We start from the raw sequence: 13,619 nt of genomic DNA, 5'->3' as shown, positions 1-13,619 counted from the left end.
CCTCCTATATTCCTAGCTTAGGTACAATTTCTTTTATATAAATTTCCTGCTCATTTATATAATTTGTAAGTTCTTCAGGTGACATATATTGCAAAGGAAGATTTGAATTATTAGATTTTTCTACATTTTCTGGTGCTTCTAAAGCTGTTTTAAATGTAGTATGCAATATATTTATTATTTCATCTGGTGTTCCTTTAGGAGCCACTATAGCACGAGCTGAACCAAATAAAACATTATATCCCTTTTCTTTTAAAGTTGGCACTTCAGAAAAATTCTCCAATCTTTTTTCAGTAAATGTAGCTAAAATACGTAACTCATTATTTTTAACTAAATTTCCAACTTCACTAATTTTTGCTACTGTTGCATCTACATGGTTTCCACGAAGAGCTGCAATCATATCTGTACTTCCTCCAAAAGGAACATGAGTTATTTTTACTCCAGCTTCATATGCAAAATGAGCTGCTCCTATATGGTTAGAAGCTCCAGTACCATTATTTGAAACTGTTAATTTATCTGGATTAGCTTTAGCATCTTCTATAAAATCCTCTAAAGTCTGCCATTTACTATCTGCTTTAACTGCTAAAACTCCTGGATCAAAAACATGGTTCATTATAGCTGCTGCATCTTCTTTTTTAAAGTTTGTTTTTCTTTGTAAAGGGATACTTACAAAAGTAGGAAGATTTATAAATCCAATCGTATATCCATCAGGCTTTGCTTTTAATAGTTCTGTGTATCCAATCTCTCCATCTGCCCCTGGTTTATTAACTATAACAAAAGGTTGAGAAAATGATTTTTGAGCTTCTGAAACTAAAATACGTGCTCCTACATCTGTTCCTCCTCCTGCTTTATACGCAACAATAACATTTACTGCTTTGCTTGGATATTTTGTAGTCAATTCTGTTTCTTTTTCCTTTCCACAAGCTGTAAATAATGCTGCTGCTGTAAATAATACTCCAAATAATTTAAATGCCTTTCTCATAATTCATTCCTCCTAGATATTTTATAAATTTTAAAATTATTTTATTTAAAAGTCTCTTATCTCAGAGATACTTTTTAAAGTTGATAATTCAGATGTTAAATCTAAAAGTGTAAAATGTTTTGGTATGATCAAAGTAAATAACACCTTTTTCTCTTTTAATTCCTTTTTTAAATTTTTTATTTTAATATTATAGCTTTTAAAAATTTCATATGTTTCTTGTAAATTGACTCCCATATTTCTTTCCTCATTATAAATAATCTCTATTTTTTCTATAAATTTCTTTTCAATTAATGTAACTTCCAATTTCTTTAGAGTAACAAGAACAATTATCACAGCTATTCCCGCAGATACTGCTATATTATGAAATCCCCATCCTATTCCTAATCCTATACATCCTGTAGCCCATATAGATGCTGCTGTTGTAAGACCACCTATAGTTTTTTTCTCTCTCATTATAGAGCCTGCTCCTAAAAATCCTATTCCACTTACTACTTGAGCTCCCATTCTCCCTAAATCTGTCTTCAAAACTTGAGTTACTGTAGATGTTTCCATAGCAAATTTTACTATATTTATTCTAAGTTGATCTTGAGTCAATGAAACAATAGCAGCACCTAAACAAACTAATATGTGTGTTCTAAATCCTGCTGGTCTATTATTACATCCTCTTTCATATCCAATTATTCCCCCAATAATTATCGCCATAAAAATTCTCAAAACAATGCTTTTTATACTGAGGTTTAATGTAAATTCTCCCAAAAAAATCTCCCCCTCTTTTTTTATTAACATTTTTAACATTTTTAACATAATCTATTATAAATCATTTGAATATAAAAATCAATAAAAATGTTTTGTTTTATATCATTATATTTTTTTTAGAATTTAACATTATTTTTTTTGAAATAAATTTAATTTAATGGGCACACTAATTATATTAATTATTTAATTTTTTATTAAATTACTATTTGATTTTTAATTGGAAAACTTTTTTACTCGTGTTATAATATAAATACTTTACATCTATGGAGGAAGCTGAATGAAGAAACTTTTACTGCTTATTTTTTCAATAATATTACTTAGCAGCTGCTATGACAAAGAAAGAGAAATTGATATCTCTAAAAAACAAGAAAGAAATGGAATCGTTTATATAATTAATGAAAGTAAACCTTATTCTGGTAAGATTTTAAGGAAGTATGATAATGGACAGATACTTCTTTTAATGAGTTATAAAAATGGAAAACTAGATGGAAAATATGTGCATTTCTATAGAAATGGACAAATATACATAGACAGTGAATATAAAGATGGAAAACTCAATGGTTCATATAAAAAATATCATTATACTGGGCAGATTGTTTTAGAAATAAATTATGTTTCTGGAGAGCCTGATGGAATCTATTTAGAATACTCGAAAGAAGGAGAAAAAATTAAAGAAATAAAATATAATAAAGGAAAAATTGTAGAAATTATTCAAGAATAAGCTTTTATTTTTAAAAATTTTACTATTATTATATATTTATTTTTTATATTGTGCACACTATTTTATATTTTTCGATATAATTTGAATAATAGCAACAATTTTAGAACTATCAGGAGTTAAATGCTCCTGATTTTTGATTTAAATTGACAAAGAAGCCTTATGAGGATATAATTTTCAAAACTCTATGAATTATTATATGTATTTATAATATCTACATAAAGTGATATTGATGTAAAATAAAGGGGGAAAATTTATGTCTGCTAAAAGTGTAAAAAGATATTCTTGTATCTTTCTTGCATTACTTCTAATTCTATTTGTAAAGCATCTTCCACTTCCAACTGGGATGAAACCATTAGGGATGAATGTAATAGGTATATTTTTAGGAAGTTTATTATTATGGCTTACTGTTGCTATTGACTGGCCTAGTTTGCTTTGTATAACTGCAATAGGACTGATTCCAGAAATTGGATTTAAAAATGTTTTTCTAAGTTCTTTTGGAAATGATACTTTTGCTTTCTTAATGTGTACTTTCCTATGTACTTATGTTTTAGCAGAGACTCCATTTCTGAAAAGATGCGCTGTTTCTTTTATAACAAGTCCTATAGCTAAAAAAGGTCCATGGCTTTTTGTTATCTCTTTTATTTCAGCAATAATATTTATTGGATGTTTTGTATCTCCATCTGTATTGTTTGTTGTTTTTCTTCCTATATTAGAAAAAATTAATGAAATATTAGGATTAAAAAAAGGAGATAAAATAGGAAAAATGCTTATGATCAGTCTTGCATTTTGTGTATCTGTTGCTGCTGGAATGACTCCTATTGCTCATGTATTTAGTATTATGGCTATGGGATTTTATGCAACTGCTACTGGACTCACTATTGGATATGCTGAATACATGGCTTTTGCTGTTCCTGTAGGAATTATATGTACAATATTTTTAATTCTTATATTTAGATTTATACTTAATCCTGACATGACAAAAATAAAAAATATAGATGTTTCTGCTTTAAAAAACGAAATAAAACCAATGGAAAAGAAAGAAAAAGCTATTCTTGGAGTATTCTGCATAATAGTTGCTCTATGGGTGCTTCCAAGTATATTAAAGCCTTATTTTCCTGTAATATGCAAAAAAATCTCAACTATGGGAACTGCTATGCCTCCTATGCTCGGAGTTATCTGCTATTCTATAATGTCTTTTGATGAAAAACCTGTATTGAATTTTGCAGAGGGAATGAGAAAAGGGGTACAATGGTCAAGTATTATAATGGCTGCTGGTACTCTCGCTCTAGGTAGTGCTATGACAAATCAACATGTAGGGCTGGCTCAATATCTTGTAGAAACTTTAAATCCTATATTGAAAGAAGTAAGTCCTATGCTCCTAGTTCTTATATTTACTCTGTGGGCTTGTATTCAAACAAACTTCTCATCTAATATGGTTACTGTTACAGTCGTTACTACTGTGGCTATTCCTCTTGTACAGGCGACTAATGGTGCAGTATCAGCTCCAGCAATTGTTTCTATTATTGGAATGATGTCAGCTTTTGCTTTTGCCACTCCTCCAGCTATGCCTCATATAGCTATAGCTATTGGATCAGAATGGGTAGAGTCTACTGATATGTTTAAATATGGATTTATCTTTATGATAGTTGCAGTAATAGTTACTATTTTTGTAGGATATCCTATAGCTTCAATACTAATGTAATAAAAAGAGGGTCTCATTTCAAGTTTCGAATCTGACCCTCATTTTTTATTTAATTATTTTTATTGAAGTTACTTCTTTATTCTTAGAAAATTCAGATGTAAGATCTAAAATACTATACTGTCTTGGAATAACAAGAGTATATAATATCCTATTTTCATTAGGATCTTTTTTCATACTTCTTACTCTTATGCTGAATTCTTTGAATATTTCATTAGTATTAGAGTAATACATTCCGTTATTAATTTCACTGTCATACTCTATCTCTATTTTTGAAATTGTTCTATCATCAATGAATCTTCTTTCTACTTTTTTTAATGTTATCAAAACTAAAAGAACTGCCAGTCCTGAAAGAAAAGACATACTGTAAAATCCCCAGCCTACTCCCAATCCTATACATCCTGTTACCCATATAGATGCTGCTGTTGTAAGTCCACCAATAGTTCCCTTATCTCTCATTATAGTTCCAGCACCTAAGAAACCTATTCCACTAACTACCTGTGCTCCTATTCTTCCTAAGTCTGTTTTTATTACTTGAGCTGCATTTCCATTTTCCATGGCAAATCTGACTATATTTATCCGCAGATGATCCTGTACCATAGAAACTACTGCTGCTCCTAAACATACAAGTATGTGAGTTCTAAATCCAGCAGGTCTATTATTATGCCCTCTCTCATATCCTATCATTCCACCAATAATTATAGCCATTCCAATTCTTAAACCTATCTCATAGACACTAAGGTTCATAGTAAAATTATCCATCAAGTATCCCTCCCTCCTTGTGATCAACGACTTTATTTCAAATCTTTTATATTTATATGTATTAAAAACATAAAATATATATTTTTACATAATAAAGCATTTTTTTTTAAAAATCAATAGATAATTAATTTTCATTTCCTTATAATTAATTGCTTCTCTGCCTATTATTTTCACTGCTGTTTTCAATATAAAGAATGGAGAGAAATCAACTATATTTTTAGATCCCCCTCCATATATTTACCTTAATTATTTTTTACTTTATACAAATATATTTATCAAGAGTGAGGTTAAGAGCAGCATAAAAGCCCCTCCTATTCTTGAAGAAATTTGAGAGAATGGCATAAGTTCCATTCTGTGAGCTGCTGACATTACTGCCACGTCTCCAGTTCCACCCATATTTGCCATACATAATCCAGCTGTAATAGATCCTTCTATTACATAGAATCCTATCAAATGTCCAACAATTGCTGTTCCTATAATAGCTCCAATTACTGTAGCTGCAACTAATAAAAGATATATAGGACTGAAAGCTTCTATTACTTCTTTAAGACTTGTATAAGCTACTCCTATTCCTACTAATAGAGCTGATGTAAAGTTTTTCATTATAAAGTTAAACCATTTAGCACAGCATTCTTCATAATATTCATTAACCAGTCCAAATATTTTTGCAATTGCCACTGATATTATCATCAAAGCATAAGCATGAATAGGTATAAATTTACTTAAAGTATTTCCAAAAATAAAGAATGATGTAGCTATAAGAAGCCCCATTCCAAGTTCTTCATATTGAAGAGGTGTATGTTTTCTTTCTTCAGTCATTTCAGCATCTTGAGTTTTTAAAAGTTTTCCATTTCCTGTAAGACTTGGGAATCTTTTTCCTAACTTATCCAATAATCCTGCTGCTACTATTGCCAAAGCATTTCCCAATGCTACTGCTGGAACCATTACTGCCAATAGTTCTGTCGGCTGTTTGTTAAGAGCCTGACCAAAGATTTGTGATAATGGTACTGCTCCTGCTCCCATTCCTCCTCCCATTATAGGGATAGCAATATAAAATACGGCATTTACAAAACCATATCCAGAAATAGCTCCAATTACACCAGTAAGAAGTATTGAAACTGTTACTCCCCCAATGATAACTGGAAGATATCCCATTGCTGCTTTGATTAAAAGTTTTCTGTTCATTCCCATGATGCTTCCTACTATCAATGCTGCAATATAGAAATCAAGGAAACTTTGTGTAGTCATAAAATCTTTAATTATTTTTGTTTCGTTAGCTGGTATTATATTGTAATAAACCAATGCTGCTGAAACAAATATTATAACTATAGGTCCTCCACCAAGATAATCTTTTACTATTGGAGTTTTATTCCCAATATAATCCAAGATAGCTCCAATGGCTATCATTATAGGAAATGCTCCAAGCATCCCTTTTGGAAGCTTTCCTAATGCTACTGCTGCTGTAAGCACCAGAACTACAGGGATAAAATACTTCATCTCCAACCCTGCCAATTTAAATTTTTCTTTCATAACAACTCCTCCCAATGTTATAAATGTTTTTTATACAGATATCCTCTATATTATTCCTTTTACATCTAAAAGTCAATCGTTTGAATCATATTATTATGAAATGACAAATATTATCAATTTATATCTTATTATTCGTTCCATTTTGAGCTTTTCCTTGAAATAATAAAAAAAGGAAGAAGATTTCATATATTATTAAACCTTCCTCCATAATATTTTCAATTAATTATTTTAATTTTAAATAAATATATTTACCAAAAGTGAAGTTAAAAGCAGCATAAAAGCTCCTCCTATTCTTGAGGAAATTTGAGAGAATGGCATAAGTTCCATTCTGTGAGCTGCTGACATTACTGCTACATCTCCAGTTCCACCCATATTTGCCATACACAGTCCAGCTGTGATAGAAGCTTCTATCATATAGAAATTCAGAAAATGCCCAACAATTGCTGTTCCTATTATAGCTCCAGCTACTGTTGCTATAACCAACAAAATATATATAGGACTCAATGAATTTATTACTTCTTCAAGACTTGTATAGGCTATTCCTATACCTACCAATAAAGCTGATGTAAAATTTTTCATTATAAAGTTATACCATTTAGCACAGCATTCTTCATAATGTTCATTTAATAATCCTAATATTTTTGCAATAGCTACTGATATTATCATCAAAGCATAAGCATGAATAGGTATAAATTTACTTAAAATATTTCCAAAAATAAAGAATGATGTAGCTACAAGAAGTCCTGTTCCAAGCTCTTCATATTGAAGAGGAGCTTGTTTTCTCTCTTCAGTCATTTCAGCATCCTGAGATTTTATAAGCTTTCCATTTCCTGTAAGACTTGGAACTTTTTTTCCTAATTTATCCAGCAAACCTCCAGATACTATTGCCAAAGCATTTCCCAAGGCTACTGCTGGAACCATTACTGCCAGTAATTCTGTTGGCTGTCTATGAAAAGCCTGTCCGAAAATTTGTGATAATGGTACTGCTCCTGCTCCCATTCCTCCTCCCATTATAGGAATAGCAATGTAAAATACTGCATTGATGAATCCATATCCAGAAATAAATCCTATCACTCCTGCAAAAAGTATTGCACATACTACTCCTCCAAGAATAACAGGAAGATATCCCATTGCTGCTTTAATCAAAAGCTTTCTGTTCATTCCCATAATACTTCCCACTATCAAGGCTGCAATATAGAAATCCAAAAAACTTTGTGTTGTCATAAAATCTGTGACTATCTTTACTTCTTTGGTTGGCATGAGATTGTAATAAACTAGTGCTGCTGAAACAAATATTATAACTATAGGTCCACCACCCAAATAATCTTTTACTATTGGAATTTTACTTCCAATATAATCTAAAATAGCACCAATAGCTATCATTATTGGAAATGCTCCAAGCATTCCTTGTGGAAGCTTTCCCAGAGCTACTGCCACTGCAAGTACTACGACTATGGGAATAAAATACTTCATTTCCAAGCCTGCCAGCTTAAACTTTTCTTTCATAATAAACCTTCCTAGTACTGATAAATTTTATTGTTGTAGATATATTCTATACTATTCCTTTTACCTCTCAAAGTCAACTATATATAGTATCCTATTACAAAATAACAGCTATTTTTTACTTATGTAATATTCTTTATTTCTCTAGATAGAAATTAAAAAACAATAATAAAAAAACTTCCTTTATAATCAACGATTCATTAGAATTAAACCGTATTTTATAAAGAAAGTTGTCTTGATTTTTTCTTCTTAAATTTAAAACTTAACTTTAGGTGCCTCTTTTGCTCCTTCATCAGCTTTAAATAAAGGCTCTTCTGTAAATTTAAAGATTCCTGCAAAAATACTTCCAGGTATCATTTTTATACTCTGGTTATATGATGTAACAGTGTCATTATAAAATTGACGGGCATAACCTATTTTATCTTCTATATCTTTCAGCTGTTTTTGTAGATCCATAAAATTAACATTTGCTTTAAGATCAGGATAGCTTTCTGATACCATCATCAATCTGCTTAAAAGACCACTTAACTCTCCACTGGCCTTCATTTTTTCATCCACTGTAGAAGCAGTTGTATAACGAGTTCTTGCTGAAATTACAGCATCCAGTGTTTCTTTCTCATGTGTTGCATATCCTTTTACAGTTTCCACTAAGTTAGGAATTAAATCCACTCTTTTTTGAAGCTGGACATCTATCTGGCTCCAAGAGTTTTTTACTCTTTCATGAAGTTTGACAAATTTATTTTGATAAGACACAGTTAAAAGAACTAATAAAACAATTACAATTATAAGAAACAGCATATTCTCACTCCTTTTATATTTTTTTATAAAGCTTTCTCTATTAGAATGCTCCTCCACCACCACGGCCTCCACCGCCGCCAGAAGATCCTCTGCTGAATCCACCGCCGCTGCCGCTTGAAGAAGATCTTGTAGATTTTGCAACTTCACTCATAGAACGAGCTGCTGCTTTTACTGTTGAACTTTCCATAGTTCTGAAAGCTCTGCTGTAAAGATATGTATTCATAAGAGACATTCTATTTCTTCCAACTCTCAGATTTACAACATCTTCTCCTCTTAGTGCAGCTATTTTCTTGTATCCTGCTGCTACCTTCTCAGCTACTCCAAGAGCTATTGCATATACAAAATAATGTTCCCACAAATGTATTGAAGCTAACTTCGCCTCTTCTAAATTACTGTAATCTACAAGGAATTTCTTAAAAGCTTTCCATCTTGAATAAGCTTCCTCTTTTTCTTTGCTTGGTCTGTTTACTGCTACTGAAAATACTATTAATGGTATTCCTAAGAAATTAAACAGCATAAATTTAGGATCCTGGAATATAACTATAAGAATCATTCCTCCAATAAATAAAAGTATTCCTGTTATAACCCCGAGAGTTACAGCTAGTTTATTTCTTTTATCTTGCTTTAATCCCTTAGAAAGCATATCAGTATATACCAATGTTTTCCATTTTTCAAAATTAGCATTAAATTTCTTAGCATTTGTAAGATTTTTAGAAACATATTTTTCCACATCTTCCAAAACTACTTTTTCTCCATCTCCAAGTTCATTTATATACCATTTAAAAACTAATTTTTCATAATCTTTTAATTCTGAAGTTACTTCTCTTACTTTTTTCAATATAGTTTTTTTAATACTTTTTCCTTTAGAATTAACTTCATTTATTTCTTCCATTTCTAAATAATCTTTTCTCACTAAATCCATTACAGTAGCAAAAAGGTGTGTTGGAGCTGGATACATTTTTCTTGATACTAATGTTCCTGCTACAGCTGGAGTATAATCATCTGGAAGCTCTCTAAAATACTCTCCATAAGGATTGATCACTTTATATTTTTTACCATTTTTCAGATAAATAAATACCATCAAGAACAGCCACCATGCTACTCCTCCAAAGAAAACAACTCTGCCTAATATCATTCCTCTTACTGCTCTGTCTCTTTCTCTGTTAGATTCTTCAGCTAGTTTCCCTTCCATAGCCATGATACTGTCATAACCTTTTGTTTTTTTAACATAGCTTGGATTTATTTTACTTACTATCTCTTTTGGAAAAAGTATATTTGTTTCAACAAACTCTCCTGGTCTATAATTTTTCAATGTGAAAAATATTTCTCTTCCATTTAATATTTCAATATTACCTGTGAGAGGTCCATGTCCAAAAGCATGTATTTTATCTTTATCTGCCTCTTTAGGAAGGATCACTTTTACAGAAACGTCTCTTATACTGTTCTGCCAGCCTCTTCCTACCATTTTCCTATTAAATTGAGCTATATCCTCATATACAGTTACTCCTCTAGGAAGAACATACCTGAAGCCAAAATATCTTTTTTCATTTCTCATAGGAGAATAAAGTTTTATCTTATAGAGCTCGTCACTTACTGACACTGTGTACATTCCTGAAGCTGTCCCTCTATCATTTACAGCTGAAACAAACTCTCCATTTTTTTCATAAAATACTTCCAGAGACTGTAATTTCCCATATCCTTTAGCATCAATATTATATAATACTCCATTTATTTCACTGGCATTATACAAAGCTATCTCTTCAATAACCACTGATCCATCTTCCTGTATTTTAGCTGTTATATCCAGACTGTCTATCCTATATGATGGTGCTGAAAATATAACCGAAAAAACTGTGAAAAATACAGCTATAATCAAATAAATCTTTCTTAGTCTTTTCAAATGCTTCCCCTCCTGTTGTTTAATCAAGATCATATATTTTTGAATACTTTTCTTTTAAATATTCTATATAGTATTTTGGTTCAAGTTCCTCTCCTGTTATCTCTTGAATAAGTTCAGCTGTTTCTCTCAATTTTCCATAAATATGTATTCTGTCTCTCAGCCATCCTTTTATTCTATCCAGCTTACCATTTTCAAGATGAGAATTTACATCCATATCCTTTTTCATAGTATTATATAGTTGAGCTGCGTATACATTTCCAAGTGCATAAGATGGAAAATATCCTATAAGTCCGCATGCCCAGTGAACATCCTGCAATACTCCATCTCTATCTGTCTCTGGTACTACTCCCAGATATTCCTCCATCTTTTTATTCCATACTTCTGGAAGATCATCGATTTCTATTTCTCCATTGATTATTCCTTTTTCTATTTCATATCTTATCATTATATGAAGTGAATATGTAAGTTCATCTGCCTCTGTTCTTATAAAAGAAGGTTCTACTCTATTTATTTCTCTATAAAGTTCATCTATATTTATCTCTTTAAGAACTGGAAATACATCTATATTCTTATCATATATTCCTTTCCAGAAACTCATGCTTCTTCCTATCATATTTTCATAAAATCTTGACTGAGATTCATGTAATCCCATAGAACCCCCAGTAGCTAAAGTAGTTCCCTGCAAGTCATCTCCCACTTGCTGTTCATATATTCCATGTCCTGTTTCATGAATAGTACTGAATATTGAAGAGAAAGGTGCATTCTCTATATATTTAGTAGTCAGCCTTACATCATTCTTATCCAAATTCAGTGTAAAAGGATGTTCACTTTCAGCTGTTACTCCTCTGTTAAAATCAAATCCCAAATATTCACTCAAAAATCTATTAAATTTTTTCTGCTCATCAATATTTACTGTTCTATTTATACAAGATATTTTACTATTTTTATTTTTTTCCATTATCTTTTTTAGAAGAGGGACTATTTCTCCCCTCAATGCACTAAAAAATTCATCTAATTTTTCTGTATCCATTCCTTTTTCATATTCATCTAAAATTATATCATATATTTTTTTGTCTTTCTTTCCTTGATATTCTGCAAATTTTATATTAAATTCAAATATCTTTTTTAAATTTTCTTTAAACATACTAAAATCATTTTTAGCTTTTGCCTCTTCCCATACTCCTTGGGTTTTAGCAGCCAATTCTGAATATTCCTGATATTCATGAGGAGGTATTTTACTTATCTTTTCTATCTCTTCTGCCATATCATCTATTTCTTTTCTTTGAATATCATCCAATTCCTTCTCATTTGCTTTTAAAAATTTTACAAGGTTCAAGAACTCTTCTGAAGTAACTATATCATAACTTTTCATACTTAGGTATCCTACCATTTCAGAAAGGAGCTCCTTTCCTTTTCTTGGAGTAGTTGTCTCCAAGTCCCATTGTAGTATTCCCAGCGATGAATCAATAAGTTTTTTCTCTTTAATCAGTTCTCTAAATCTTTTCACTTCTTTTTTCATGTTTCTAGCCCTCTCTTCTATGATCTAATCTAAAGTTTCTAGGATTTTGTGGATTTTTATCCTTCCATAATCCTAATTTTTGTTCCTTAGCATTTTTAAACGCTTTTCTATAATCTTTTTCATGTTTAGCATGATACTCATAAAACCATGCATTTCCTGTTTCCAACATTTCTAAATTTATATCTTTATTTTTATAAAATACTTTTCCTACTTTTCTTCCATATTGATCTTGATTTATTACTTTTATATCAACATTTTTATCCATTATTCTTTTTTCTAAATATTTTTTAGATTCCTCTCCATATTTCTGTTTTAATTCAGGAGCATCTATTCCATACATTCTTACTCTTATCTTTTGACTTCCAGACTGAATTAAAATAGTATCTCCATCAGATACTCTGATTACTTTTCCACTGACAGCTACAGCTATTATACTCAAAGAAAATATGAATATTGCAAACATTATTTTTCTCATTTATATCCCTCTTTTCTATTAATCATAAAACTACTTTGAATATATTATACTTTATTTTAAAATATTTTAATAGTAATGATAATTTATTCTTTCAACCTTTTATTTTATAAAATTTATTTATATCTGCAATATAATACTATTGCTCCTAATACTATTACTAGGATAGTAATTATTTTTATTCTGGATTTTATCTTTTTTCTATAAATTCTTCCTATGTGTACATTTTTAACCATCTTTCTCCCCCTGTATTATTATTCTTTCTTATTTAAACAAACCCTTAAAAAATCCTAAAAATAATTTTCCTGAAAAAAATAAAGTTATTACAGAAAACAATAACGCTACTGTCCCTTGTAAAATTTTTCCTGTTTTTAAAAGTAATATTGAGTTGAATAATATATAGACCCCCATTGCTAATATAATTCCAAACATCAATACAAAAAATAAAATTATTCCCTTTCCAGATTTATTTTCTTTTTCTTCTTTCTTTTTTCTTTCAATTATTTCCTCTTCTGTTTCTTTATAAGGAATAGACTTTCTTAATGAAGATATCAAAGATTCTAAATGTCTTTTCCATATTTCTGTCATTTCTGTTTTCTGCCATTGAATACAAATTTCTCTTTCTCTTCCTTCTATTTTACTTTCATTATAAATATCATCAAGAGTCTGTAAAAGAAAATCTTTAGCCTCCTTATCTATAACAAATTCTTTGACATCATCCATATTATATGTCCAATTAGGAAATCTTCCATATTCTTGATACTCTGTAAATAGTTCTGCCAACATAATAGCAAAAGGATCAAAGTAATCTTCATGTTGAGGTTCATCTATTAAAAAGCCTATTTCCCGACTCATTTCTAAAAGCTCTCTCATTTTTAATCTCGAATTTTTTAAAGCTGTCATTATAATACATTCTCTAAATTGATCCCCAGCTTCTGTTTCAACTGGGTGCTTTTCTAGTTCTATCATATTTCCCCTTT

12 protein-coding genes are annotated in these 13,619 nt (G+C 30.4%); 2 read left to right on the top strand and 10 right to left on the bottom strand.

Features of this window, described 5'->3' with window-relative positions:
- Positions 1–4 precede the first annotated feature (4 nt).
- Positions 5–979: a tripartite tricarboxylate transporter substrate binding protein gene (locus C4N20_RS09345; RefSeq protein ID WP_005979359.1), complete on the bottom strand. Its 975-nt coding sequence runs from the start codon at positions 977–979 to the stop codon at positions 5–7.
- Between the two features lie 45 nt (positions 980–1,024).
- Entirely contained in the window at positions 1,025–1,783 is a 759-nt protein-coding gene (locus C4N20_RS09340; protein WP_040490806.1) for an MgtC/SapB family protein, read from the bottom strand.
- Between the two features lie 229 nt (positions 1,784–2,012).
- Between C4N20_RS09340 and C4N20_RS09335 the strand changes: the two genes are divergently transcribed.
- Together C4N20_RS09335 and C4N20_RS09330 are read left to right on the top strand one after the other, a co-directional pair.
- Positions 2,013–2,456 (top strand): toxin-antitoxin system YwqK family antitoxin, encoded by a 444-nt coding sequence (locus C4N20_RS09335; RefSeq protein WP_005979355.1) that lies wholly within the window; start codon positions 2,013–2,015, stop codon positions 2,454–2,456.
- Positions 2,457–2,709: 253 nt separating this feature from the next.
- The gene (locus C4N20_RS09330) at positions 2,710–4,158 is read left to right on the top strand and encodes an SLC13 family permease (protein WP_005979353.1); all 1,449 of its coding nucleotides are present in this window, start codon (positions 2,710–2,712) and stop codon (positions 4,156–4,158) included.
- 45 nt (positions 4,159–4,203) lie between these two features.
- Here C4N20_RS09330 and C4N20_RS09325 read toward each other — a convergent pair whose 3' ends face one another.
- The 8 genes from C4N20_RS09325 to C4N20_RS09290 all read right to left on the bottom strand — a co-directional run bounded on the left by C4N20_RS09325 (position 4,204) and on the right by C4N20_RS09290 (position 13,608).
- Positions 4,204–4,917 (bottom strand): MgtC/SapB family protein, encoded by a 714-nt coding sequence (locus C4N20_RS09325; RefSeq protein WP_005979351.1) that lies wholly within the window; start codon positions 4,915–4,917, stop codon positions 4,204–4,206.
- 258 nt (positions 4,918–5,175) lie between these two features.
- Positions 5,176–6,447, bottom strand: a complete 1,272-nt coding sequence (locus tag C4N20_RS09320; protein ID WP_005979349.1) for a 2-hydroxycarboxylate transporter family protein — start codon at positions 6,445–6,447, stop codon at positions 5,176–5,178.
- A gap of 234 nt (positions 6,448–6,681) precedes the next feature.
- Positions 6,682–7,953 carry a 2-hydroxycarboxylate transporter family protein gene (locus C4N20_RS09315; RefSeq protein ID WP_005979347.1) on the bottom strand — a complete coding sequence of 424 codons (1,272 nt, stop codon included), beginning with the start codon at positions 7,951–7,953 and terminating at the stop codon, positions 6,682–6,684.
- Between the two features lie 252 nt (positions 7,954–8,205).
- Positions 8,206–8,748: a LemA family protein gene (locus tag C4N20_RS09310; protein ID WP_005979345.1), complete on the bottom strand. Its 543-nt coding sequence runs from the start codon at positions 8,746–8,748 to the stop codon at positions 8,206–8,208.
- Positions 8,749–8,788: 40 nt separating this feature from the next.
- Positions 8,789–10,648 carry a DUF2207 domain-containing protein gene (locus C4N20_RS09305; protein ID WP_005979343.1) on the bottom strand — a complete coding sequence of 620 codons (1,860 nt, stop codon included), beginning with the start codon at positions 10,646–10,648 and terminating at the stop codon, positions 8,789–8,791.
- 19 nt (positions 10,649–10,667) lie between these two features.
- Positions 10,668–12,167 (bottom strand): carboxypeptidase M32, encoded by a 1,500-nt coding sequence (locus tag C4N20_RS09300; RefSeq protein ID WP_005979341.1) that lies wholly within the window; start codon positions 12,165–12,167, stop codon positions 10,668–10,670.
- Between the two features lie 4 nt (positions 12,168–12,171).
- The gene (locus C4N20_RS09295) at positions 12,172–12,642 is read right to left on the bottom strand and encodes a thermonuclease family protein (RefSeq protein ID WP_005979338.1); all 471 of its coding nucleotides are present in this window, start codon (positions 12,640–12,642) and stop codon (positions 12,172–12,174) included.
- A 261-nt stretch (positions 12,643–12,903) separates the two neighbouring features.
- Positions 12,904–13,608 (bottom strand): hypothetical protein, encoded by a 705-nt coding sequence (locus C4N20_RS09290; RefSeq protein WP_005979334.1) that lies wholly within the window; start codon positions 13,606–13,608, stop codon positions 12,904–12,906.
- Positions 13,609–13,619 lie beyond the last annotated feature (11 nt).

It is taken from the genome of Fusobacterium ulcerans (assembly GCF_003019675.1).
Taxonomy (GTDB): Bacteria; Fusobacteriota; Fusobacteriia; order Fusobacteriales; family Fusobacteriaceae; genus Fusobacterium_A; species Fusobacterium_A ulcerans.
This window is presented reverse-complemented; position numbering and strand designations above follow the sequence as displayed.

Coding starts and splice junctions, on each gene's coding strand:
- C4N20_RS09345 (WP_005979359.1), bottom strand. CDS start 979: ATGAGAAAGGCATTTAAATTATTTGGAGTATTATTTACAGCAGCAGCA.
- C4N20_RS09340 (WP_040490806.1), bottom strand. CDS start 1,783: ATGTTAAAAATGTTAAAAATGTTAATAAAAAAAGAGGGGGAGATTTTT.
- C4N20_RS09335 (WP_005979355.1), top strand. CDS start 2,013: ATGAAGAAACTTTTACTGCTTATTTTTTCAATAATATTACTTAGCAGC.
- C4N20_RS09330 (WP_005979353.1), top strand. CDS start 2,710: ATGTCTGCTAAAAGTGTAAAAAGATATTCTTGTATCTTTCTTGCATTA.
- C4N20_RS09325 (WP_005979351.1), bottom strand. CDS start 4,917: ATGGATAATTTTACTATGAACCTTAGTGTCTATGAGATAGGTTTAAGA.
- C4N20_RS09320 (WP_005979349.1), bottom strand. CDS start 6,447: ATGAAAGAAAAATTTAAATTGGCAGGGTTGGAGATGAAGTATTTTATC.
- C4N20_RS09315 (WP_005979347.1), bottom strand. CDS start 7,953: ATGAAAGAAAAGTTTAAGCTGGCAGGCTTGGAAATGAAGTATTTTATT.
- C4N20_RS09310 (WP_005979345.1), bottom strand. CDS start 8,748: ATGCTGTTTCTTATAATTGTAATTGTTTTATTAGTTCTTTTAACTGTG.
- C4N20_RS09300 (WP_005979341.1), bottom strand. CDS start 12,167: ATGAAAAAAGAAGTGAAAAGATTTAGAGAACTGATTAAAGAGAAAAAA.
- C4N20_RS09295 (WP_005979338.1), bottom strand. CDS start 12,642: ATGAGAAAAATAATGTTTGCAATATTCATATTTTCTTTGAGTATAATA.
- C4N20_RS09290 (WP_005979334.1), bottom strand. CDS start 13,608: ATGATAGAACTAGAAAAGCACCCAGTTGAAACAGAAGCTGGGGATCAA.